General features: G+C 64.4%; 23 protein-coding genes. 8 read left to right on the top strand and 15 right to left on the bottom strand.

Going from position 1 to position 22,170, the window contains the following annotated elements:
* Positions 1-4: 4 nt before the first annotated feature.
* The 4 genes from ACSH0F_RS06735 to ACSH0F_RS06750 are packed head-to-tail and all read right to left on the bottom strand — an operon-like array spanning position 5 to position 2,744.
* The gene (locus tag ACSH0F_RS06735; protein WP_435201167.1) at positions 5-484 is read right to left on the bottom strand and encodes a glutathione peroxidase; all 480 of its coding nucleotides are present in this window, start codon (positions 482-484) and stop codon (positions 5-7) included.
* 11 nt (positions 485-495) lie between these two features.
* Positions 496-774 carry a hypothetical protein gene (locus ACSH0F_RS06740; RefSeq protein ID WP_435201169.1) on the bottom strand — a complete coding sequence of 93 codons (279 nt, stop codon included), beginning with the start codon at positions 772-774 and terminating at the stop codon, positions 496-498.
* Between the two features lie 49 nt (positions 775-823).
* A complete protein-coding gene (locus ACSH0F_RS06745; protein ID WP_435201171.1) occupies positions 824-1,510 on the bottom strand; it encodes an ABC transporter ATP-binding protein in 687 nt (228 codons plus the stop codon).
* Complete coding sequence (locus tag ACSH0F_RS06750) at positions 1,503-2,744, bottom strand: lipoprotein-releasing ABC transporter permease subunit (protein ID WP_435202181.1); 1,242 nt, start codon at positions 2,742-2,744, stop codon at positions 1,503-1,505. The genes ACSH0F_RS06745 and ACSH0F_RS06750 overlap by 8 nt, the downstream gene beginning before the upstream one ends.
* A 202-nt stretch (positions 2,745-2,946) precedes the next feature.
* Here ACSH0F_RS06750 and purF point away from each other — a divergent pair, with 202 nt between their 5' ends.
* The 3 genes from purF to ACSH0F_RS06765 all read left to right on the top strand — a co-directional run bounded on the left by purF (position 2,947) and on the right by ACSH0F_RS06765 (position 5,594).
* Complete coding sequence (gene purF / locus ACSH0F_RS06755) at positions 2,947-4,419, top strand: amidophosphoribosyltransferase (protein WP_435201173.1); 1,473 nt, start codon at positions 2,947-2,949, stop codon at positions 4,417-4,419.
* Complete coding sequence (locus tag ACSH0F_RS06760; RefSeq protein ID WP_435201175.1) at positions 4,416-5,129, top strand: SDR family NAD(P)-dependent oxidoreductase; 714 nt, start codon at positions 4,416-4,418, stop codon at positions 5,127-5,129. The genes purF and ACSH0F_RS06760 overlap by 4 nt, the downstream gene beginning before the upstream one ends.
* 117 nt (positions 5,130-5,246) lie before the next feature.
* The gene (locus tag ACSH0F_RS06765) at positions 5,247-5,594 is read left to right on the top strand and encodes a PilZ domain-containing protein (RefSeq protein WP_278328512.1); all 348 of its coding nucleotides are present in this window, start codon (positions 5,247-5,249) and stop codon (positions 5,592-5,594) included.
* Positions 5,595-5,727: 133 nt separating this feature from the next.
* Here the strand turns inward: ACSH0F_RS06765 and ACSH0F_RS06770 are convergent, their stop codons facing one another.
* Entirely contained in the window at positions 5,728-6,915 is a 1,188-nt protein-coding gene (locus ACSH0F_RS06770) for a serine hydrolase domain-containing protein (RefSeq protein ID WP_435201177.1), read from the bottom strand.
* Positions 6,916-6,917: 2 nt separating this feature from the next.
* On the bottom strand, positions 6,918-8,171 hold the full coding sequence (locus ACSH0F_RS06775; protein ID WP_435201179.1) for a class I SAM-dependent methyltransferase: 1,254 nt from the start codon (positions 8,169-8,171) through the stop codon (positions 6,918-6,920).
* A 71-nt stretch (positions 8,172-8,242) separates the two neighbouring features.
* Between ACSH0F_RS06775 and ACSH0F_RS06780 the strand changes: the two genes are divergently transcribed.
* Positions 8,243-8,926, top strand: coding sequence for a sulfotransferase family protein (locus ACSH0F_RS06780; RefSeq protein ID WP_435201181.1), 684 nt, complete (start codon positions 8,243-8,245; stop codon positions 8,924-8,926).
* Here the strand turns inward: ACSH0F_RS06780 and ACSH0F_RS06785 are convergent.
* A complete protein-coding gene (locus tag ACSH0F_RS06785) occupies positions 8,905-10,305 on the bottom strand; it encodes a cryptochrome/photolyase family protein (RefSeq protein WP_435201183.1) in 1,401 nt (466 codons plus the stop codon). The genes ACSH0F_RS06780 and ACSH0F_RS06785 overlap by 22 nt on opposite strands.
* 27 nt (positions 10,306-10,332) lie before the next feature.
* Positions 10,333-11,289 carry a metal-dependent hydrolase gene (locus ACSH0F_RS06790; RefSeq protein WP_435202183.1) on the bottom strand — a complete coding sequence of 319 codons (957 nt, stop codon included), beginning with the start codon at positions 11,287-11,289 and terminating at the stop codon, positions 10,333-10,335.
* Between the two features lie 68 nt (positions 11,290-11,357).
* Here ACSH0F_RS06790 and ACSH0F_RS06795 point away from each other — a divergent pair, with 68 nt between their 5' ends.
* Positions 11,358-12,092, top strand: coding sequence for a phosphatase PAP2 family protein (locus tag ACSH0F_RS06795; protein WP_435201185.1), 735 nt, complete (start codon positions 11,358-11,360; stop codon positions 12,090-12,092).
* On the opposite strand, the gene ACSH0F_RS06800 is transcribed toward ACSH0F_RS06795, so the two are convergent.
* Together ACSH0F_RS06800 and ACSH0F_RS06805 are read right to left on the bottom strand one after the other, a co-directional pair.
* Entirely contained in the window at positions 12,089-13,123 is a 1,035-nt protein-coding gene (locus ACSH0F_RS06800; RefSeq protein WP_435201187.1) for a 2-oxoacid:ferredoxin oxidoreductase subunit beta, read from the bottom strand. The genes ACSH0F_RS06795 and ACSH0F_RS06800 overlap by 4 nt on opposite strands.
* Positions 13,123-15,057 carry a 2-oxoacid:acceptor oxidoreductase subunit alpha gene (locus ACSH0F_RS06805; RefSeq protein WP_435201189.1) on the bottom strand — a complete coding sequence of 645 codons (1,935 nt, stop codon included), beginning with the start codon at positions 15,055-15,057 and terminating at the stop codon, positions 13,123-13,125. Before ACSH0F_RS06805 ends, ACSH0F_RS06800 begins: the two co-directional genes overlap by 1 nt.
* Before the next feature lie 174 nt (positions 15,058-15,231).
* Between ACSH0F_RS06805 and ACSH0F_RS06810 the strand changes: the two genes are divergently transcribed.
* On the top strand, positions 15,232-16,182 hold the full coding sequence (locus ACSH0F_RS06810; RefSeq protein ID WP_435201191.1) for an alpha/beta hydrolase: 951 nt from the start codon (positions 15,232-15,234) through the stop codon (positions 16,180-16,182).
* Positions 16,179-16,655: an RNA pyrophosphohydrolase gene (locus ACSH0F_RS06815; protein ID WP_435201193.1), complete on the top strand. Its 477-nt coding sequence runs from the start codon at positions 16,179-16,181 to the stop codon at positions 16,653-16,655. Before ACSH0F_RS06810 ends, ACSH0F_RS06815 begins: the two co-directional genes overlap by 4 nt.
* Positions 16,656-16,673: 18 nt before the next feature.
* Here the strand turns inward: ACSH0F_RS06815 and ACSH0F_RS06820 are convergent, their stop codons facing one another.
* The 5 genes from ACSH0F_RS06820 to ACSH0F_RS06840 form a co-directional block, all read right to left on the bottom strand.
* Complete coding sequence (locus tag ACSH0F_RS06820; RefSeq protein WP_435201195.1) at positions 16,674-17,180, bottom strand: hypothetical protein; 507 nt, start codon at positions 17,178-17,180, stop codon at positions 16,674-16,676.
* Between the two features lie 61 nt (positions 17,181-17,241).
* Positions 17,242-18,420 carry an RsmB/NOP family class I SAM-dependent RNA methyltransferase gene (locus tag ACSH0F_RS06825; protein WP_435201197.1) on the bottom strand — a complete coding sequence of 393 codons (1,179 nt, stop codon included), beginning with the start codon at positions 18,418-18,420 and terminating at the stop codon, positions 17,242-17,244.
* 151 nt (positions 18,421-18,571) lie between these two features.
* Complete coding sequence (guaB, locus tag ACSH0F_RS06830) at positions 18,572-20,032, bottom strand: IMP dehydrogenase (RefSeq protein ID WP_435201199.1); 1,461 nt, start codon at positions 20,030-20,032, stop codon at positions 18,572-18,574.
* Between the two features lie 61 nt (positions 20,033-20,093).
* Positions 20,094-20,402, bottom strand: coding sequence for a hypothetical protein (locus ACSH0F_RS06835; protein WP_435201201.1), 309 nt, complete (start codon positions 20,400-20,402; stop codon positions 20,094-20,096).
* Positions 20,403-20,440: 38 nt separating this feature from the next.
* Complete coding sequence (locus tag ACSH0F_RS06840) at positions 20,441-21,199, bottom strand: 3-hydroxybutyrate dehydrogenase (protein WP_435201203.1); 759 nt, start codon at positions 21,197-21,199, stop codon at positions 20,441-20,443.
* 85 nt (positions 21,200-21,284) lie between these two features.
* On the opposite strand from ACSH0F_RS06840, the gene ypfJ reads away from it, so the two are divergent.
* Entirely contained in the window at positions 21,285-22,130 is an 846-nt protein-coding gene (ypfJ, locus tag ACSH0F_RS06845) for a KPN_02809 family neutral zinc metallopeptidase (RefSeq protein ID WP_435201205.1), read from the top strand.
* Positions 22,131-22,170 lie beyond the last annotated feature (40 nt).

Here is a 22,170-nt window from a genome sequence, read left to right on the forward strand (position 1 = left end):
CTGGTTACAGCAGCTTTTCGATATCCTTCGCAATGCCCTTCGGCGCATCGGCCGGGCCGTAGCGTTTCACGACATTGCCTTCGCGGTCGATCAGGAACTTGGTGAAGTTCCACTTGATCGCCTTCGAACCCATCAGGCCGGGCGCCTCCGCCTTCATCCAGTCGAACAGTGGGCTGGCGTCGTCTCCGTTCACGTCCACTTTGGCCATCAGCGGGAAGGTGAGGCCGAAATTGACCTTGCAAAACTGCTCGATTTCTTCGGCATCGCCCGGCTCCTGATTGCCGAACTGGTTGCACGGAAAGGCCAGCACTTCGAAGCCCTTGTCGCCGTAGCGCTGGTATAGCTCCTCCAGCCCATCATATTGCGGCGTAAATCCGCATTTGCTGGCCGTGTTCACCACCAGCAGGACCTTGCCGAGCTTTTCCTGCAGATCGAGCGGCTGGCCCTTGCTGGTCGATACGGTGAAATCGGCGATCGTGGTCATTCTGTGATTCCTCAGCCGCGCGGAAAATCGTCGCGCGCTGCGAGCGTAGCGATTTCCTCTGCATGATATTCGCGGTCGCCGAGTTTCTCGACATAATAGTCGCCGCGCTCGTCGGGACTCATCAGCATGATGTGACGGATGAGGTCGGCGAAGGTGCCCTGCCGCAATCCCTTGGCACCGTCGAACACGCCGTCGCCATCGCCCACGCGGTGCAGGCTGGCGCGGTCGTCCCACTGGATGCCCGGGCGGTGGGTGTCTTCGGCGCGGTAGGTGCTGGGGTGGTCGGTCATAAACTAAATCTCCTTTGCCCGCCCAACGGATGAAACAGCGCTGCGTTTCCTATTCCAGCAAGCCGTCGTGCAGCCGCACCACGCGATCCATCCGCGCGGCCAGGCGTTCGTTATGCGTGGCGATCAGCGCCGCGCTGCCCTCGCCGCGAACGAGGGCGAGGAATTCGCCGAGCACGCGGTCACTGGTGGCTTCGTCGAGATTGCCGGTCGGCTCGTCGGCGAGGACCAGCGCAGGGCGATTGGCGAGCCCGCGGGCGACCGCCACACGCTGCTGCTCGCCGCCTGAGAGCTGGCTGGGCCGGTGATCGAGCCGGTGCTCCAGTCCGAGCGCCGAGAGTAGCTGGCGCGCCCGTGCTTCCGCATCGCTTCGCGGCTTACCGGCAACGAGCTGCGGCAGGACCACGTTCTCGACCGCATCGAAATCGGGCAGCAAATGGTGGAATTGGTAGACGAAGCCGAGATGCTCGCGCCGCAGGATCGTGCGCGCATGCGGGTCGGATTTTTCGGCCGAATGGCCCGCGATCACAATCTCTCCGCCGAAACCGCCTTCCAGCAGGCCGACCGCTTGCAGCAGCGTGGACTTGCCGGAGCCGGACGGGCCGAGCAGTGCGACGATCTCTCCTGGGCGCACGGTGAGGTCGACACCGCGGAGCACGTCGATCCGCACGCCGCCCTGCTCGAAGCTGCGCGTGAGGCCCTTCAGCTCGACGACCGGTTGCACGCCGCGACTATTCATAGCGCAGCACCTGTACCGGATCGGTGCTCGCCGCCTTCCATGCCGGGTATAGCGTGGCGAGGAAGCTGAGGACCAGAGCCAGGCCGACGATCATCGCGACTTCGACCAGATCGGTCTTGGACGGGAGCGTGGTCAGGAACCGCACCTGCGGGTCCCACAGCTCGACCCCGGTCGCCCAGCCGATCGCCGTGGTGATCTGCTGGCGGAAAGTCAGGACGATGAAACCGAAGATGAGGCCGGCGACGGTGCCGATCGCGCCGACGGTGAAGCCGGTCGTCACAAAGATTTTCATGAGGCTCCGCCGGGTCGCACCCATGGTTCGCATGATCGCGATGTCGCGCGTTTTTGCGCGCACCAGCATAACGAGGCTCGAAAGAATATTGAAAGCCGCAACCAAGACCATGAAACTCAAGGCGAATGCCATGGCTACACGCTCCACCTGAAGCGCTTCGAACAGGGTCGAATTGATCGTCTTCCAATCGGCCACCACCGCCCTGCCCTGCACGGCGCGCTGGACCGGCTCGAGGATTTCGCCGACCTCGTCCGGGTCCTCGACCGTAACTTCGATCATGCTCACCGTATCCCCGAGCAGCAGCAGTGTCTGCGCATCCTCCATCGGCATCACTACGAAGGCGCCATCGTAATCGTAAACGCCGACTTCGAATATCGCCGCGACTTCGTAGCCGATCTGGCGCGGGACGGTGCCGAATGGTGTAGAGCGGCCCTGCGGATTGATAATCGTGATCGTGTCGCCGACACGTGCGCCGATGTTCTCGGCCAGCCTTACGCCGATAGCCACGCGACTCGCCCCCGGTTCCAGCCGCGCGATGTTGCCGCTCACCACCTTATCGCCGAGATCGGTGATGTCTTCCGCCGTATTGCCGCGCACGAGGATCGCCTCCACCCGGCCGTTGAAGCTGGTCAGCAGCGGTTGTTCGATCAGCGGGCTGGCATCCACCACGCCCGGCGTTTCCTGCACGTTCTGGAGGATGTTCTCCCAGTCCTCCATCTTTCCGCCATAGGCTTGCACGATCGCATGGCCGTTCAGCCCAACGATCTTGTCGAGCAATTCCGCGCGAAACCCGTTCATCACGCTCATCACGATGACCAACATGGCCACCGAAAGCATCACGACGGTGATGGAGATGCCCGCGACCAGCGCGATGAAAGCCTCGCTCCTGCCGGGTAGCAGGTAACGCTTGGCAATCGTCCATTCGAAAGGAGAGAGGATCAGACCGGCCCTTATCTGTCGCAGGGTGTTCGCGAGTGGTGGAGAGGCGTTTAGGCAGAGGAAGCTGACTGTGCAATGAAATCGTGCCACAACCCCGGCGCATTCGCAGTGCATTCGGCGAACGCTCGTCGCACCGGCCTTGTAATCGCGCCGTAACATCGCCATGGGGTCGCGCATCCCGATTGCTGGCGCGGACAGGCCCCCGATGAACCTTACCCACCCGTTTCATGACGAGGATGGCGACAAGCTGCGCGAAGAGTGCGGCGTTTTCGGCGCGATCAACGCGACCGATGCTGCCGCTGCCACGGCGCTGGGCCTTCATGCCTTGCAACATCGCGGACAGGAAGCCGTCGGCATCACCAGTTTCGACGGCGCGGAATTCTTCACCCGGCGCGGCATCGGCCATGTGGCGGAGAATTTCTCCAGCCAGGAAGCGATCGCCGAGCTTCCCGGCACGATGGCGGCGGGCCATGTGCGATATTCCACCACCGGCGGATCGGGCCTGCGCAATATTCAGCCGCTTTACGCCGATCTCGCCAGCGGCGGCTTCGCCGTGGCGCACAACGGCAATATCTCGAACGCCGGCATGCTGCGCGACGATCTCGTTCGTCGCGGTTCGATCTTCCAGTCGACCAGCGACACCGAAGTCATCATCCATCTCGTTGCGACCAGCCGCTATCCGACGATCATGGACCGGCTGATCGATGCGCTGCGCCTGCTCGAGGGTGCCTATGCGCTGATCGTGATGACGCCGGAAGGGATGATCGCCTGCCGCGATCCGCTCGGCATTCGTCCGCTGCAGATGGGCCGGATCGGCGATGCGACCGTCTTCGCTTCCGAAACAGTGGCTTTCGACGTCGTCGGCGCCGAATTCGTCCGCCAGGTCGAGCCGGGCGAAGTGATCAAGGTCGATTTCGACGGCAATGTCGATTCGCTCCACCCCTTCGGCAATCACGCCCCGCGCCCCTGCATCTTCGAGCACGTCTATTTCAGCCGTCCAGACTCGGTGTTCGACGGGCGCAGCATCTACGAGGCGCGCAAGGCGATCGGGGCGGAACTGGCCCGCGAAAAGCCGGTCGAGGCCGATCTCGTCATTCCCGTGCCCGACAGCGGCGTGCCCGCCGCCATCGGCTATGCGCAGGAATCGGGCATTCCTTTCGAGCTCGGGATCATTCGCTCGCACTATGTCGGGCGCACCTTCATCCAGCCGAGCGACGGGGCGCGTCACGCAGGCGTGAAGCGCAAGCACAATGCCAACCGCGCACTGGTCGAGGGAAAGCGGATCGTGCTGATCGACGACTCCATCGTGCGCGGCACCACCTCGATGCAGATCGTCGAGATGATGCGCGATGCCGGCGCGATCGAGGTGCATTTCCGCGTTGCCAGCCCGCCGACGGCACATAGCTGCTTCTACGGCGTCGATACGCCCGAGCGCAGCAAGCTGCTTGCCGCGCGGATGGATGTCGAACCGATGCGCGAATTCATCAAGGCCGACAGCCTGGCCTTCGTGTCAATCGACGGGCTCTACCGCGCGGTGGGCGAGAAGCCTCGCAATTCCAGCTGCCCGCAGTTCTGCGACGCCTGTTTCACCGGCGACTATCCGACCTCGCTGACCGACCTTGCGCGGCGCGAGGATAAGCAGCAACAGTTGACCTTTCCCGTAGAGGCTGCCGAATGACCGACAAACCGCTGGACGGCCGTCTCGTCCTCGTTACCGGGGCGAGCAAGGGCATCGGTGCCGCGACTGCGAAGGCATTTGCCGCCGCCGGAGCGCATGTCGTCCTGACCGCGCGCGACGTGCGTGGCCTCGAAACGGTAGAGGATGCGATCCACGACGCCGGTGGCCAGTCGACGATCGCTCCGGTCGATCTCGCCGAGAGCGACGGCATCGCGCGCCTTGCTTCGGCAATCGCGGGACGCTGGGACAAGTTGGATGCGCTCGTCATTTCAGCAGCTTATTTGCCGACCCTCACACCGGTTACGCAGATCGATGGCAAGCAGTTCAGTCAAGCTATCACGGTCAACGTGCTGGCGACCCAGGCCTTGCTCGCGAATTTCGACCCGCTTTTGAAGCGCGCCGATGCCGGCCGCGTGTACGGCCTCACCAGCAGCGTCGGCGCCGATCCGCGCGCCTACTGGTCGGCCTATGGCTCGACCAAGGCGGCCTTCGACAACCTCCTCGAATGCTATGCGGCAGAAGTCGAGAAGGTTTCCAAGGTTCGCGTCGCCCTGATCGATCCGGGTGCGACTCGGACGGATATGCGCGCCAAGGCCTATCCGGGTGAGGATCCGAAGACGGTCAAATCGCCCGATGTGGTCGCAAATCGGCTCGTCGAGCTGCAAATTAACGATTTCGACGGCTTGTACCGAGAGCGCGTGGAAAGATGAATTAACCAATAGCGGTGAGGACTTCGTAACCCGAACAGTCGAGATTCTGCGGATATTCCTCTCGCGAGCGTGCGGGAGTTAAGAAAGCCGGAAATTCTCGTATTGGAAGGGCGCAACATGACCTATCAGACCCAGGACCGCTACCTGGTCGCCGCTCAAGAAGACCGCTGCGCACCGCGCACCAAGCTGACCATTCCCGGCCAGCTGCGTGCATCGGGCGGCCGCGCATTCCAGACGGTTATCCACGATCTTTCGATCTCGGGCTTCTCGGCAGCGGCGCTCAACCGCATGCATGAAGGCCAGATGTGCTGGCTGACCCTGCCCGGCCTGGAGTCGCTTCAGGCGCAGGTCGTGTGGTGGGAAAACTGCATGGTCGGCTGCGCATTCAACGAGCTGCTCTCGCCGATCGTCCACGACAACATCATCGCGCGCTACACCGGGGCCGGCAACTACCGCCCCTATTAAGACTTCGTTCCCGGCAGCTCGGGCAGGCAACCGCACCGACGCTTTGGCAGCGGCCTCAGAGCCCGGCCTGAACCGTGTTTTGAGTGCTCGTTGCCGGTGGCGGTGTCCCCAGCGGTCGCCGCCACCACTGCATTCAGTCGATATCCTTGGCGATTTTGCCGACGACTTCGCGAAAGCCGTTGCGGTTATCCGTGCTGGTCGCGGTCGGCCAGTTGCTCACCACGGCGACGACCAGATTGCTTTCCGGCACGATCGTGATCGCCTGCCCGAAGATCCCTTGCGCGCCGTAGGCACCGGGGTAGGTCCACCACTGGTAGCCATAGCCATAGCCCGGCGCGTTCGGGAAGCCGACCAGCGGCGATCCGGCCTCGGCGAACCACCCGTCCGGCACGACGCCCCTGCCGCCGTCGAGCGCGAACTGGCCCATGCGCGCATAGTCGGACAGGCGTAGCGAGAGGCAGCAGCCGCCGATGTTCCCGCCGGTAAGGTCCTGCATCCAGAACATCCCGCCTTCGAAACCGGCGGGTTCGACGATCTTCTCCGCCGCATAAGCTGCCAGCGATTTGCCCGTCGCCTGCTCCACGATAAGGCCGAGCAGATTGGTTTCGAGCGTCTTGTAGACCCACTTCTCGCCTGCCGGAGCTTCGCGGCTGAGCGTCTTCGCATAGGTCACTGCCTGCGATTCCCCTGCCACCGGTACGACCGACAGCATCCGTGCGACGTCGCTGTTAGGATCGGTATAGTCCTCGTTCCACGCCACGCCCGAGGTCATCGTGGCGATCTGGCCGACGGTCACGCCGTCGTAAGCCGTGCCGGCCATGGCCGGAATGATCGAGGTCACCGGCGTATCGACGCTCTCGATAGACCCATCGGCGATGGCGGCGCCGAGCAGCGTCGAGGTGAAGCTCTTGGCGACCGAGAAGCTGGTCCAACGATCGTCCGGCATCATGCCGAGCCCGTATTCCTCAAACCGGACGACGCCGTTATCGAGGACCATCACGCCCGCAGCCTGCGTTTTCGCCATGAAGTCGCGGATGGCGACCTGCACGTCGCGAGACAGCGGCGGGCCCTGCCGGAGGGTGCGCGGATTACTGGCGGGAGCGACCTCGAGGCCCGGAAAAAGACTTTCCATGTCGCGGAAGGCCGCCGAGCGGCGCCCATCGTCCCAGAACAGGATCGAGTCGCCCGGATCCATGCTCGCCATCTGCTCGGGCATGCTTTGCGTAACGGCCGGTGCCGCCGCGACCGGCGCATCGCTGTCGTAAGCCGTCGCACAACCCGCCAGCGCGATCGCCAGCGTCGAAGCCAGAAGTGCTCGCATCCTCATTCTCCCTCTTTCGCCAGCGTGACCTGGTGGACATCGATCCCGCCACCGCGGAACCCCCCTTCGCAATACATCAGGTAATAGCGCCACAGTTCGCAAAATTCGCGGTCAAACCCGGCGGGCAACCGACCTTCGCGGGCCGCAACATCGAAGTTCTGACGCCACGCTTTCAGCGTCTCGGCATAGTCCAGCCCAAAATCGTGCTGGTCCTGCCATGCAAGGCCGCGCTCTTCGGCAAGCTTGCGAAACTCGCTGGTGCGGATCAGCAGGCCGCCGGGAAAGATATACGCCTGTATGAAGTCGGCGCTCGCCGCGTAATCCTCGAAGATGTCGTCGTGGATCGAGATATACTGGATCGCCGCGCGCCCGCCCGGTTTCAGATTGCGGGCGATGCAGTCCATGAAGGTCGGCCAGTATTCACGGCCCAGCGCCTCGACCATTTCGACCGACACGATGGCGTCATAGCGGCCCGCCGTGTCGCGATAGTCCTGCTTGCGGAAATCGATGGCGTCACTGTGGCGTGCCCTCGCCCAGTCGAGTTGCTCGCCCGAGAGGCTGATGGCCGTGACGTCACTGCCTCGCCGCGCCAGATCGTCGGCCAGAGCGCCCCAGCCGCAGCCGATTTCGAGCACCGTGGCGGCATCGCCAATGCGTGACGCCAGCGCGTCCCACTTGCGCTTCTGCGCCGCCTCCAGCCCGTCCGCCGTGACGTCGAGCCCGGCGGAATAGCTCATCGTCGGATCGAGCCATGCCTCGTAGAAATCGTTGCCGAGGTCGTAATGCGCGCTGATGTTCTTCTGCGCGCCGTCATGCGTATTGCGGTTGAACAGGTGTGCCAGCTTCAACGCATGGCGGAACGGCCCCTTCGCGCGTGCCGTATCCCCCAGCCGCGTCGCATGCTGCATGAACAGGGCGAACAGCGGCACGGGGTCAGGGCTCCACCATTCGCCCGCTTCCCATGCCTGGTACCAGCCGACCGAGCCGTTGCTGGCAAGCCGCAGCAGCGCGTTGTAGTTCCGCAGCTCAACCGTGCATTCGAACCCCGGCGCTCGCCCGCCGAGCGTGCGCGGCGTGCCGTCGGGCAGCGTGCCGTGGATCGTGCCGGAAACCAGCGCTTGATCGATCCTGTCGAGGATCTTCTCGACTCCGGGCGCGACCATCCGCGCGAACAGGCCGGGCCGCCTCGCGAAGCGCTGCGCCCCTTCGGTCAACCGGATGCCCCTGTCCGTTTCGTGTCGCACGCGCGTCGCCATGCGAGGGCCTATGGAGTCGGCGCGCAAACCGTGCAAGACCCGGCCTTGCCGACATCGGGGAGATCGACGCTATGGCATTGCAGATCGTCGGAGCGGCTCTGCCGCGCACCGGCACGCTTTCGCTGAAGTTCGCGCTCGAAATGCTGGGCGTCGGGCGCTGCTATCACATGAGCGAGCTGATCCTGCACCCCGAGCATCGCTGGCGCTGGACCTTCGCGCGGGCACGGTCTGCGCTGCTCGATCCGTTGTGGGAGGACTATCACGCCACGCTCGATGCGCCGTCCTGCGCCCTGTGGAAGCCGCTCGCTCGGCGTTTCCCGCAAGCGAAGGTCATCCTGACGCGGCGCGATCCGGAACGGTGGTACGAATCAGTAATGGAAACAGTCGGCAGTCCGGATCACGTCCGCTTCACGCTCCGCTCGCCGCTGGCACCGGCGGCGCTGGCCAATCCGCCCTTCGGACTGCGGCTGGAACGCCAGGCGATGGTCCGGCATTTCGAGCGCTATGGCGACGAGGTCCGCAAGACCATTGCGGCCGATCGGTTGCTTGAGTTCGAGGCGAAGGACGGGTGGGATCCGCTGTGCCAATTTCTGGGCGTGCCGGTGCCCGAGCAACCCTTCCCGCACGTCAACGACCGCGATGCGATGAACGCGGCCGCCGCGGGCATGGATTTCTCGCAACTGACCTTAGCCGACGTGCAGCAAGCCACCCGGCGCTTCATCGACGCCCAGCGTCAGTCCTTGCTGTCCCGATAGGCCTGCAGCGCCCGCTCGCGCGCTTCCTTGTGGCCGATGAGCTTCTCCGGATAATCTTCCGGCCGGTGCTCGTCGCCGGGATCGTGGATATGCTCGTCGTCCAGATCGGCAAGTTCGGGCACGTATTCGCGGATATACTCCGCCGCGTCGAACTTCTCGCTCTGGCTGAGCGGGGCCATGATCCGCGGGAACATGTTGCTGTCGACGCCCGTGCCGCTGACCCACTGCCAGTTGGTGCCGTTGCTGGCGTAATCGCCATCGACCAGCGTGTCCCAGAACCAGCGCTCGCCATGGCGCCAGTCGATCAGCAGGTGCTTGATGAGGAAGCTGGCCGCGATCATGCGGACGCGATTGTGCATCCAGCCGGTCTGCCAAAGCTGCCGCATGCCGGCATCGACGATCGGATAGCCGGTCTGCCCCTGCTGCCACGCCTCCAGTTCGGACTGAATCACTTGCCCGCGATTGGGGTTTCGCCACAGCGTCTGCTCATCGTAATCGCGGTAGCTTTCTTCCGGATACTTCGGGAACTGGCAGATCACGTTCTGCGCATAGTCGCGCCAGATCAGTTCCTTCTCGTAAACCTGCCACCCGTCGGAGCGCATGTCCTTCATACGATGCCAGATGCTGACCGGCGAGATTTCGCCCCAGTGGAGGTGCGGCGACATTTTGGACGTCGCATCCTCGCTCGGTAGATTGCGCCCATCGTCGTAGCCGCCAACGTGATCGGCCCACCAGTCGAGCCGCTCGTGCGCCGCATCCTCGCCCACCGTCCAGAAATCGCGCAAGCCGCCTGCCCAGTCGGGCATGATCGGCAGCAGGTCCCAGTCGGAAAGGTCGTCGCTCTCCGGCATATCGGAGGGCTGCGAGATCGTGTCCGGCTCCGGCAACTCGTCGCGCGGGGGCAGCAGCTCCTTCACCGCCCGCATGAAGGGCGTATAGATCTTGTAGGGATCGCCGCCGCCCGTGCGCGCCGTGCCGGGGGGCAGCAGGTAGTTGCCGTCGTGCAGCACCAACTCGCACTCGCTATCCTTCAGCGCGTCGTGCAGGTCTTCCTCCGCCTCGCGGTGCCAGGGTTCGTAATGGCGAGTGGCGTGGATCGCGCTCGCGCCGGTTTCCTGCGCGATACCCTGCAGCACGGAGACGCTGTCGCCCCGGCGCAGCACGATCCGCGCATTGCGGCGGCCATAGCTTTCCGCGAGATCCTCCAGCGAATGATGCAGCCACCAGCGATGCGCCCCGCCCAGCTTGCGGTCGCCGGCACGCTCGTCGTCGAGGATGTAGACCGGGATCGCCGGCCCCGCCTGCGCGGCGGCGTGGAGTGCCGGCTGGTCCTTCATGCGAAGGTCGCGCCGCAGCCAGACGATTTGTGGTGAAGCCATGAGTTCCCCTTTTGCGAGGCAACGGCATCACCGCGCGGGAAGTTCCTCGCACTGCATATCGGGCAGCGTCACGGTGAAGCGGTCACGGGCACGCGGATCGTAGAAGCGCGCATCGCGGAGCAGGATCGAGCCGTTAGGCGCTCGTTCCAGAAATGGGGAGCGTGACCAAAAGAGGAAAGCCCGCGTCTGTGAATTAAGTTTGGCGATCCGGTCGAGATCACAAAAATAGGCAAGCGCGGGATCACCAAGAACGTCGGGGTGAACCCGCTGCTCGGTCGGACCTGCGAAGTTCGGAATAATCTGATACTGCCCGTTTTCCAGCGGTGTAATCATTTCACGCTGCCAAAAAGCAAAGGGCAGTGGACTTGCGATCGTCGGTCCCGAAGCATTCATGGGCGTCATTCGCTTGAATGAGTGGGTTATGGCCGCATTCACCCCGATATACGCCAGCGCCACGCTAAGCGCGATGCGCGCAGGCCGTCGCCACTCCCCGCCCCGCTTCTCGCGGCGGAGCGAGAACCAGGTCGCGAAGCCCATCAACGCCCACAGCCACACGTCGATGATGAACAGCGTGTCGCCATAAAACCAGCGGCTGGAGAACGGCTCCAGCAGGCGGATGCCGTAGACGTTCAGCCAGTCGAGCGCCGGGTGTGTCAGGCAGCCGATGAAGCCGAGGAGGTAGAGCCATGTGAAGCTCACCGGCAGCCGCGCGGCGGGCCGTGTGCCGCGCTTCGCCTGCCAGCGGTCGAACCCGTAGAGCAGCCCCGCCAGGACCAGCGGCAGCAGCAGCCACGCGGGCGGGCCATGCGTGATCCCGCGCCGGAAACCGAGATGCTCCACCCCGTCGAGCCACAGGAAGCACGCCGCGTCCACATCGGGCAGGTTCGCCCCGATGATGAGCGCAGGCATGGCTAGGCCCGTCTTCTTCTTGAACCCCGCCTGCCCGATCAGCGCCCCGACGAGGGAGTGGGTCAGATTGTCCAGCGCATTTCTCCTGTCGGATAACCTCGGCAAGTCATGCGTTATCGCCGCATCATCGAAAAGGACCGGCCGTGCAGCTATCCACCCTCAAGACCTATATCCACCGCGAACAGGGCCTGCTGATCGGCCTTGTAGTCGGCGCCGCGCTGATCGGAGGGTTCATCAAGTTGGCCGGCGAGATGCTGGAAGGCGACACGCAGGCCTTCGATATCGCATTCCTGAAAGCGCTGCGAATGCCGGGCGACCTCGCCACTCCGGTCGGGCCATCATGGCTGCTCGATTCCATGCGCGACACAACCGCGCTCGGCGGCGTTACGGTGCTGACACTGGTCTCGGCGCTTGCCATCGCATTCCTGCTGATGCGCGGCCGCGTGAAGCAGGCGCTCTACACCGCACTCGCCACCGGCGGAGGGGCAGTGATGGGCAAATTGCTCAAAAGCCTTTTCGCGCGCGAACGGCCTGAAGTGGTGCCGCATCTGGTCGAGGTGACTTCGCTCAGCTTTCCGAGCGGCCATTCCATGAACAGCGCGATCGTTTACCTGACGCTGGCAGTCATGATATCGCGCAGCTTCGACGATCGCCGAGCGCGCATATTCACTATCGGCACTGCGGCGCTGCTGGTGCTCGCCATTGGGTTCAGCCGGCTATATCTTGGCGTTCATTACCCGTCCGACGTGCTCGGCGGCTGGACAGTCGGGGCAAGCTGGGCGCTGGCGATGGGCCTCATCGCCACCCGCCTGCAAGAGCGCAACCAGATCGAGGAACCGGGGGAGGACCCTTTCTCGCCTAAATCTGGCCCCGCCTAAACCGGATCCTGCGCCGTCCCGCTGACCGTCCAGGTCTGCCCCGTGCCGAGCAGTTTGGCGAGATTCGCTTCCTTGCCCGCGCTGGCCCGCTCGCGTTCCTCGGTCACTGCATCCTCGAAGGTCGGACGCGGATCGTCGTAGAGCACGCCGAGCGCCATGGGGAACGGGCCGAACGGCATTTCGATCAGCATATGCGCGACCGAGCGGTTGGTAACGTCGTGGACGATCACGCCCGCGCTCTCCCAATCGCCATCGACGACATCGACCACTTCGAGGCCGAGCGTCTCGCGATTGAGCGCAAGGCCATTAGTGTCCTTGGCGAACAGCATGGGCTTGCCATTCTCGAGCCACAGCTGGCGATCTTCCGCCCCCTTCGGAGCGGCGAAATCGTCGAACACATCCTTGTTGTAGACGATGCAGTTCTGGAAGATCTCGATAAACGCCGCGCCCTTGTGGGCATGGGCGGCCTTGAGCACGTCGGGCAGGTGCTTCGACACATCGAACCCGCGCCCGATGAAGCGCGCCCCGCTGCCGAGCGCGAAGGCTGCCGGGCGAGCTGGGTGGTCGTAGCTGCCGATCGGGGTCGAGGGCGATTTGGTCCCCTCGCGGCTGGTCGGCGAGGCCTGGCCCTTCGTGAGGCCGTAGATCTCGTTATTAAACAGCATGATCTGCATGTTCACGTTGCGGCGCAGCACATGCATCAGGTGATTGCCGCCGATGGAAAGGCCATCGCCGTCGCCCGTCACCAGCCAGATGTCGAGGTCCGGATTGGCAAGCTTTGCCCCCGTCGCAAAGGCCGGCGCGCGGCCATGGATGGTGTGGAAGCCGTAGCTCTCGATGTAATAGGGAAAGCGGCTGGAACAGCCGATGCCGCTGATGAACACCGTGTTCGCCGGGTCCGCCCCCAGCTGCGGCAACGTGCGCTGCACGGCCTTGAGGATGGCATAGTCCCCGCAACCCGGACACCAGCGAACCTCCTGGTCGGTTTCCCAGTCCTTGAGCGTGGTTTCGATTGTAACGGGTGCGTTCATCAGTCGTTCTCCGCAAGAGGGCTCGGGAGCTGCTGATTATTAACTGCAACCTCACCACCTTCGTTGCCTTCGATGCCGTCGAAATATTTCGCGATTGCCGCTTCCAGTTCGGCGATCTGGAAGGGCTGGCCGCTGGTCTTGGTGAGCGGTTGCGCGTCGACGAGGAACTGGTCGCGCAGCACGGTCTTGAACTGGCCGGTGTTCATTTCCGGCACCAGCACATGGTCGAACGCCTTGAGCAGCTCGCCGAGGTTCTTCGGCAGAGGCCAGATATGGCGCACATGGATGTGGCTGACCGAGCAGCCCTTCGCGATGCTGCGGCGCACGGCCTGGTGGATCGGGCCATAGGTGCTGCCCCAGCCGACCACGGCGAGCGTGCCGGACGTCTCGCCCAGCGCGACTTCCTGATCGGGCACGGCGATGTTCTCGACCTTGGCCTTGCGCAGGTCGGTCATGCGCTGATGGTTGTCGGGCGAATAGTCGATATTGCCCGTTTCCTCGTGCTTCTCGATCCCGCCGATGCGGTGCATCATGCCGGGCGTGCCGGGCTTGATCCACGGACGCGCGCCCTTTTCGTTGCGCTTGTACGGCAGCAATTGCTCGCCGCGCGGTTCGGTGAGGAATTGCGCGGGGAACGGCGTAAAATCGGCCGGGTTCGGCACCTTCCACGGCTCGGCGGCATTGGCGATGTAGCCATCGGTCAGCAGCATGACCGGGGTCATGTATTCGGTCGCGATGCGGCAAGCCTCGATGGCCACCTCGAACGCATCTGACGGGCTGCGCGCGGCGATCACCGGCATGGGCGCATCGCCATTGCGGCCATAAACCGCCTGGTAGAGGTCGCTCTGCTCGGTCTTGGTCGGCAGGCCGGTGCTCGGCCCGCCGCGCTGGGAATTGACGATCACCAGCGGCAGTTCGGTCATGATCCCGAGGCCGATGGCTTCAGTCTTCAGCGCGATACCGGGACCGGACGAGCTGGTGACGCCCAGCTGCCCGGCATAGCTCGCTCCGATGGCCGCGCAGATCGCGGCGATCTCGTCTTCCGCCTGGAAGGTCGTGACGCCGTATTCCTTCAGCCGCGCGAGGTGGTGCAGGATCGCGCTGGCGGGGGTGATCGGATAGCCGCCGAAGAACATCGGCAGCTCGGCCAGCTGCGCGCCGGCCACCAGGCCGAGCGACACAGCTTCCGCGCCGGTAATCGTGCGATAAAGCCCCGGCTCGCTCTGAACCGGCGGCATCTCCATCTGCCGCATCGGGCCGGACAGCTCCGCCGTCTCGCCGAAGGCATGGCCTGCATCCAGCGCGGCGATATTGGCATCGGCAATGTCGGGCTTGGATTTGAACTTGGCCTTCAGCCAATCGTGGATCGGCTGGCGCGAGCGGCCGAACATCCACAACGCCAGGCCCAGCGTCCACATGTTCTTGGAGCGCAGCGCATCCTTGTTACCGAGGCCGAAAGGCTTGACCGCCTCGATCGTCTTCTCGCTGATGTCGAAGGCCAGCACGTCGTATTTCGCGAGGCTGTCATCCTCCAGCGGATTTGCCTCGTAATGCGCCTTGTCGAGATTGCGCTTCGTGAAGGCGCCGGTGTCGGCGATAATCAGCCCGCCGGGCTTCAGCGCCGCGAGGTTCACCTTCAGCGCCGCCGGGTTCATCGCCACCAGCACATCGGGCGCATCGCCTGCGGTGTTGATTTGCCGGCTGCCGAAGTTGATCTGGAAGGCGGACACGCCAAATAGCGTGCCCTGCGGCGCGCGGATTTCGGCGGGGAAATCGGGGAAGGTCGCAAGGTCGTTGCCCGCCAGTGCGGTGGACAGCGTGAACTGGCCGCCTGTCAGCTGCATCCCGTCGCCCGAGTCCCCGGCAAAGCGGACGACGATGGCATCGGGGGTGGAGGACGCGGAGTCCTGCGGCGTGGTGGCGGCTGTTGCCATCCGTAAATCCTTGTCTGGCACGCATGATCCGCATGCCTTTTCCATTGGGGAGCCGCACCTAGGAGGCACCCCATCCTCTCGCAATCAAGATTCTCTGCTAGCGAGAAAATGCACGGTGGAAAAGCGCAGCCGATACGGTAAGTCTCGAAACGCAACGAGACTGGGAGAGAGACGATGGCAGACACCGAACACTATGTCCGCGACGATGTGCGAGGCTTCCTCGACATGCTGGAGCAGATGGGCGGACAGAGCGTGGAAGAACTCGGCGCGGTCGAGGGTCGCCAGCAGATGAAAGCGCTGGGGGCCGTGGCCGAGAGCGAGCCGCGCAAGCTGGCGGTGATCAAGGACCTGACCTGCCCCGGTCCTGCGGGCGAGATCCCGCTGCGCTTTTACGACACGAAAGAGAGCCGCGAGGCCGGGCCTTGCGTAATCTTCATCCACGGCGGCGGCTTCGTGATCGGCGATCTCGACGTGTACCACGCCCTGTGCAGCGAGATCTCGCATCACCTCGACCTGCCGGTGGTGTCGGTCGATTATCGCCTCGCGCCCGAACACACCTTCCCCGCCGCGCCCGACGATTGCGAGGCGGCGGCCCGCTGGGTCGCGTCATCGCCGGCCGAGCTTGGCCGCGAGATCACCGGGCTGGTCATCACCGGCGACAGTGCCGGCGGGAACCTGACCATCGTCACCACCAACCAGCTGATGAACGAGCCGGCGGACGCGCCGGTGATCGTGCAGGCCCCGATCTATCCGGTGGCGAGCGACGTGTCGCAGCATTCGAGCCTCGCGGCCTTCGCGGAAGGCTTCCTGCTGACCGGCGCGGCGATGAGCTGGTTCACCGAGCAATATGGCGGCGATGCCAACGATCCGCGGCACACGCCGATGGTCGGCGACTGCTCGAACACCCCGCCGACCGTCGTCTGCACCGCCGGGCTCGACCCCTTGCGCGACAGCGGGCGTGAGTACGCCTCGCACCTGGTTAGTTTGGGAACCGAAGTCGTCTATCTCGAATTTCCGGGCATCATTCACGGTTTTACAACCCTGCGGAAGGCAATCCCGAGCGGACAACGCGATCTGGAAGCCTTTCTCGACGCGACCAAACTGATGGTGGAGCGCTACAAGTGAACGAACCGCTTGCATACCGGCCCTGCGTGGGTGTGATGCTGGTGAATGCCCAGGGCAAGGTCTTCGTGGGCCGCCGGATCGACAACAAGGAAGGCGATTGGTGGCAGATGCCGCAGGGGGGCGTCGACGAGGGCGAAGATCTGCAGGAAGCCGCCTTGCGCGAGCTGGCCGAGGAAACCGGCGTGCGCGCGGAGCACATCACTCTGCTCGACAGCACGAAAGAACCGATCCGTTACGACCTGCCGGAGGAACTCATGGGCAAGTTGTGGGGCGGCCAATACCGCGGGCAGGAGCAAATCTGGTACCTCGTCCGCTTTTCCGGCACCGACGCCGACGTCGACCTCGAAGCGCACGATCCGCCCGAATTCTGCGACTGGAAATGGGCCGATCCGGAAGACCTGCCGGAACTGATCGTGCCGTTCAAGAAGCGCGTCTATCGCGCGGTACTGGACGCTTTTCGGGAACTCGTCTGAGAGCCGACTAGCCGGCGGTCAGTTGGACTGCGGCTGCGGCTCCAGCGTGATCGTCGCCTCGGCCGTCTGTACCGCCTGCTTCGGGCCGATCGCCAGTGCGGCGGCGAGTTGCTGCGTCTCGGGGCAGGTCTTGCCGCAGGCCGACTCCAGCCGCGCGAGATTGGCGCGGGCCTTTTCCAGCGCGCCCTTTTCCAGCAGCGCTTCGCCCTCACCCGACATGGCGGCGTAATTGCGCGGTTCGCGGTTCAGCACTTCGCGATAGTAGCGGATCGCCTTGCCCTGCATCTGGTCGGCACGGGCAGCCTCGGCGAGGCGCAGGTAAAGCGGCGTGTAGCCCGGATCGACGACCAGCGCCGCCTCGTACGCATCGATCGCGCCCTGCACGTCTCCACCCTGAAGCGCAGTCTGCCCCTCGGCAATCAGCATGGCCGCACGCGGATCGGGATCGCGCTCCGCACTCCAACCCACGCTGGCCGTCATGGCGAGAGCCAGGGAAAGGGCAGCGGCGGCTGGGGCAAAGCGCATTATCGTCTCCATCGGGGATCGGCGTGCAGGGGCTGACGTTTCGGCCATGACACGCGTGGTATCATGCCCTTCCTGCACAGGCGATGAAAAATCCGTCGGTTCCATCGTGATACGGCGTGAGCCGCACCCCGTTCCCGCGCGGGCGGCCGGCAGGCAGGGCCGGAGGCTGAGCTTCGAGATCATCGTGCCGCGCGAGGAAGGCATCGAACTGGTCCGCGCCCTCCTCGTCCAGCAGCGAGCAGGTAACATAGACGATGCGTCCGCCGGGTCGCACGAGCTCTCGCGCCAGATCGAGCAGATCGGCCTGCACTTCGGCGAGGCGCGCCAGCTCGGCCTCGTCCAGCCGCCAGCGCGCTTCGGGATTGCGCCGCCACGTGCCCGTGCCCGAGCACGGCGCATCGACCAGCACCGCATCGGCCTTGCCGATCAGGTCTGACAGAGCTTCGCGCTCCTTCGTCGGATCGAGCAGACGGGTCTCGATATTGGTCGCGCCTGCCCGCTCCGCCCGCGGAGCAAGGCGCGACAGGCGATTGCGATCGGTATCGGCGGCTATGAGCGTGCCGAGATTGTCCATCGTCGCAGCGAGCGCGAGCGTCTTGCCGCCTGCCCCGGCGCACAGGTCGATCACCGTCTCGCCCGGCTGCGCGCCGACTGCGAGGCAGGCGATCTGCGAACCCGTATCCTGCACTTCGATCCGGCCGTCGCGAAAAGCCTCCCATTGCTCGACCGGCGTGCCGGGTTCGAGCCGCAACCCGTTCGGCGCATCGGTGGGCTGACTCTTGACCGGCAGCTGCAAAGTCGCGCGATCGGCCTTGAGCGTGTTTACCCGCAAGTCGAGCGGAGCGCGGTCGAGCAACGCCGCTGCTTCGTCGCCTGCGATCTGCGAGGCGGCGAGCTTCCGCTTCAGCCATTCGGGCGCGATCCCGCCGTCGACTGCCTCCTCATCGGCACCGAGCGCGGACGGTCCGTATTGCGACCCGTCGAACAGTGGCGCGATAGCCGGGTCAGTTTCGGCAAGACGCAGCATGGCCGCCCTGCCCGTCTCCGGCACCGGTCCGCAGGCGCGGATGGCGCCGAACACCAGCTCGCGAATGGCGCGGCGGTCTTTCGACCCGGCGAAGCGGTTATTGCGGAACCATTCAGCAAGGATGCGATCCGCCGGCGCGCCTTTCGCACGCGCAGAGGCAATGATCGCGTCGAGCAATTCGATAGCGGTCTGGACCCGCGCGGCAGGCGTCATGCCTCTCCAACTCCGCCTAGGCGAAGCATCGCCAAGGCTCCGTATCCTCTCCGGCAAGCGGAGAGGAGGATTGACGTTCTTTCCTCTCCCATTTCGGGAGAGGATGGCGAAGCTTGTTTCGGCACGGAGCTAGCGTAGCCTGGAGAGGGCATCAGCGCGTCGGATAGTTCGGTGCCTCGCGGGTGATCGACACGTCGTGGACGTGGCTCTCGGTCAGGCCCGCATTGGTGATGCGCACGAATTTCGCGCGCTTGAGCTCTTCGATCGTGGCGCTGCCGGTATAGCCCATCGCCGCCTTGATCCCGCCGACGAGCTGGTGGACCACCGCGCTGGCCGGCCCCTTGTAGGGCACCTGCCCCTCGATGCCTTCGGGCACCAGCTTCTGCTGGCTAACATCGGCCTGGAAATAGCGGTCGGCGCTGCCGCGGGCCATCGCGCCGACGCTGCCCATCCCGCGATAGGCCTTGTAGCTGCGGCCCTGGTAAATGAATGTCTCGCCCGGCGCTTCCTCGGTTCCGGCAAGCATCGATCCGATCATGATGGTCGAGGCCCCGGCGGCAAGCGCCTTGGCCGCATCGCCGCTGGTCCGCAGCCCGCCATCGGCAATCGCGGGAACGCCGTGCTTCGCGGCTTCCTCGACGCAGTCCATGATCGCAGTGAGCTGCGGCACGCCGACGCCTGCGACCACGCGCGTTGTGCAGATCGAACCCGGCCCAATGCCGACCTTCACCGCATCCGCGCCTGCCCCGGCCAGCGCCTTGGCAGCCTCGCCGGTCGCGATATTGCCGGCGATCACCTGCACGCTGTTCGACAGCTTCTTCACCCGCTCGACCGAGCGTGCGACGTCCTTGTTGTGGCCATGCGCGGTGTCGATGACGACCACGTCCACCCCGGCATCGATCAGCGCCTCGGTCCGCTCGAAGCCCTTGTCGCCCACCGTCGTCGCCGCGGCGACGCGCAGGCGGCCCTGCTCGTCCTTGGTCGCTTCGGGATAGGCGACCGCCTTCTCGATATCCTTGACCGTAATCAGGCCGACGCAGCGGCCGCTATCGTCTACGACCAGCAGCTTCTCGATCCGGCGCTGGTGTAGCAGGCGCCTCGCCTCTTCCTGTCCGGTGCCGAGGGGCACGGTGGCGAGGTTGTCGGTCGTCATCAGTTCCCTGACCGGCTGCCGCGGATTTTCGGCAAAGCGCACGTCGCGATTGGTCAGGATTCCCACCAGCTTGCCGCTGCGGTCGGTCACGGGAATGCCGCTGATGCGGTTCTTCGCCATGATGTCCTGCGCCTCGCCCAGCGTGGCGTCGGGATTGATGGTGATCGGATTGACCACCATGCCGCTTTCGTAGCGCTTCACCGCGCGCACGGCGGCGGCCTGGTCCTCGACCTCGAAATTGCGATGCAGCACGCCGATCCCGCCGAGCTGCGCCATGGCGATCGCCATGTCCGCCTCGGTCACGGTGTCCATGGCGCTGGAGATGACCGGGATATTGAGCGCGATATCGCGTGTCAGCTGCGTGGCGGTCTTGGCCATCGATGGCAGGATCTCGCTCTCCGCCGGAACGAGAAGAACGTCGTCGAACGTGAGACCAAGGGGAATGTCGAAATTTGCCACGTGGAGAATCGCCTGCCGGGAGGAATGTGGCGGCCCATGTAACGACGGTTCCGGATTCTCGCTAGTGCCGATCCTGTGCCTCTTGCCGTCGGGAGCGGTAGATGATCACCCTCATAGCGACCATCACGGCTCCGAGCGGAAACATCAGACGGATCACTTGGGGCTGCCAGCTCCCGTCTGCGGCCGTAAACGATGCGGTCGGCAAGGCTATGCCGAAGTACCAGTAGACCTGATCCGGCTGCGACGAAACCATTGCGCCGCCCCCGACTCCGACCAAGGCAAGGAGCGCCCAGAACGGTTTCCAGGGCAGCTCTGGTTCACGCAGCGCCGCGACGAGTGCCGCTACGCTCGTGAGAAAGCTGGCCGCCATAGCGGCGAAAAATGCTATCTGGGTTCCGGACAAGAAGGCTACTCCGCCGTCCAGCCGCCGTCCACGCTCCAGTTCGCGCCGTTGACGTTCTGCGCTTCGTCGCGGCAGAGGAATGCAGCGAGTGCGCCGACTTCCTCGGGCTGGACGAATTTCTTCGTCGCCTGCTTGACCAGCAGCACGTCATTGATGACCTCCTCGCGGGACAGCCCGCGAGCTTTCATCGTGTCGGGGATCTGGCCTTCGATCAGCGGGGTCCAGACATAGCCGGGGCTGATACAGTTTGCAGTCACGCCATGCTCGGCGAGTTCGAGTGCGATGGTCTTGGTGAAGCCCGCGATGCCGTGTTTGCTGGCGTTGTATGCGCTCTTGAAGGGGCTCGCGACCTTGGAATGGGCGCTGGCGGTGTTGATGATGCGGCCCCAGCCCTTCGCCTTCATTCCCGGCACGGCGAGCCGCGTCGTGTGGAACGCGGCGGTAAGGTTGAGCGCAATGATAAGGTTCCACTTGTCGACCGGGAAATCCTCCACCGGCGAGACATGCTGGACGCCCGCATTGTTCACCAAAATGTCGATTACGCCCGCATCGGCCATCATCGCTTCCACCGCGGCGACGTCGGTCAGATCGGCTCCGAAATGCGCTGCGCCGCCCAGTTCCTCACGCAAGGTCGCGATCTCGCCCTCGTCGCCGAAACCGTTGAGGACGACCTCCGCCCCCTCGCCATGCAGCGTCCGCGCGATGGCGAGGCCGATGCCGCTGGTCGATCCGGTGACGAGCGCGCGCCTACCTTGAAGAAACATTTGGGCCTCCGAGCGTTGTAGTGACAATTCGAGGGCCATCGCGCACAAGGGGTGCGCTGTAAAGCGGCCATAGATGGGGGAAGCGATGCGTCTCAATCCGTTCGACACCAGCAAGATCGATGTGGGCAGTGCCGGGGGCGGCGTCGGCAAGGCCGGCGGTCTCGGCTGCGGCACGATTATCATCGCTGCCTTGGGATACTTCGTGTTCGGGCTCGACCCGATGCAAACCGCCGCGACTGTCGAGAGCGTCCAGCAGAGCCAGGCATCGCAAGAGCCGGGTACGCAGGACGAACAGGCGCTCTGCACGTCGAACCAATACGCCACCGAAACCTGCAATGCATTGCTTTCGCTGAACGAAACCTGGGCGCGGACTTTCCAGGAGCAAGGCTTTGGTGAGAGGTTTCAGGAACCCGGCCTGCGTTTTGCCAGCGGACGTTTTCAGACCGAGTGCGGTCCTGCGTCCAGCGGAATGGGTCCGTTCTACTGCCCCGCCGATCAGCGCATATATATCGACACGAGCTTTTACGACCAGCTGGCGCAGATGGCGGGCAACGAGGGTGACTTCGCACGTCTCTATGTCGTTGCGCACGAATACGGCCACCACATCCAGACCATCACTGGCATCTCCGGCCAGATCCGCAGCGCGCAGCAGCAGAACCCGCGCCGGGCGAACCAGCTCAATGTGCTGATGGAATTGCAGGCCGATTGCTACGCCGGTGTCTGGGCCGGCAAGAACCGCAATCTCATCGAGCCGGGCGATATCGAGGAAGGCATGCAGGCCGCTGCCGCCATCGGCGACGATCGGCTGACCGGCGGGCGCGTCTCCAGCGAGAACTTCACCCACGGCACCAGCCGCCAGCGCAGCGAGGCGCTACGGCTTGGCCTGCAGGGCGACGACCGCGCCTGCGACAACATCACCAACGTCGGTTGAAAACGCGAAAAAGGCGGCCGTCGTAAATACGATGGCCGCC

Origin of the sequence: Qipengyuania sp. 902 (assembly GCF_051195295.1) — a bacterium.
GTDB lineage: Bacteria > Pseudomonadota > Alphaproteobacteria > Sphingomonadales > Sphingomonadaceae > Qipengyuania.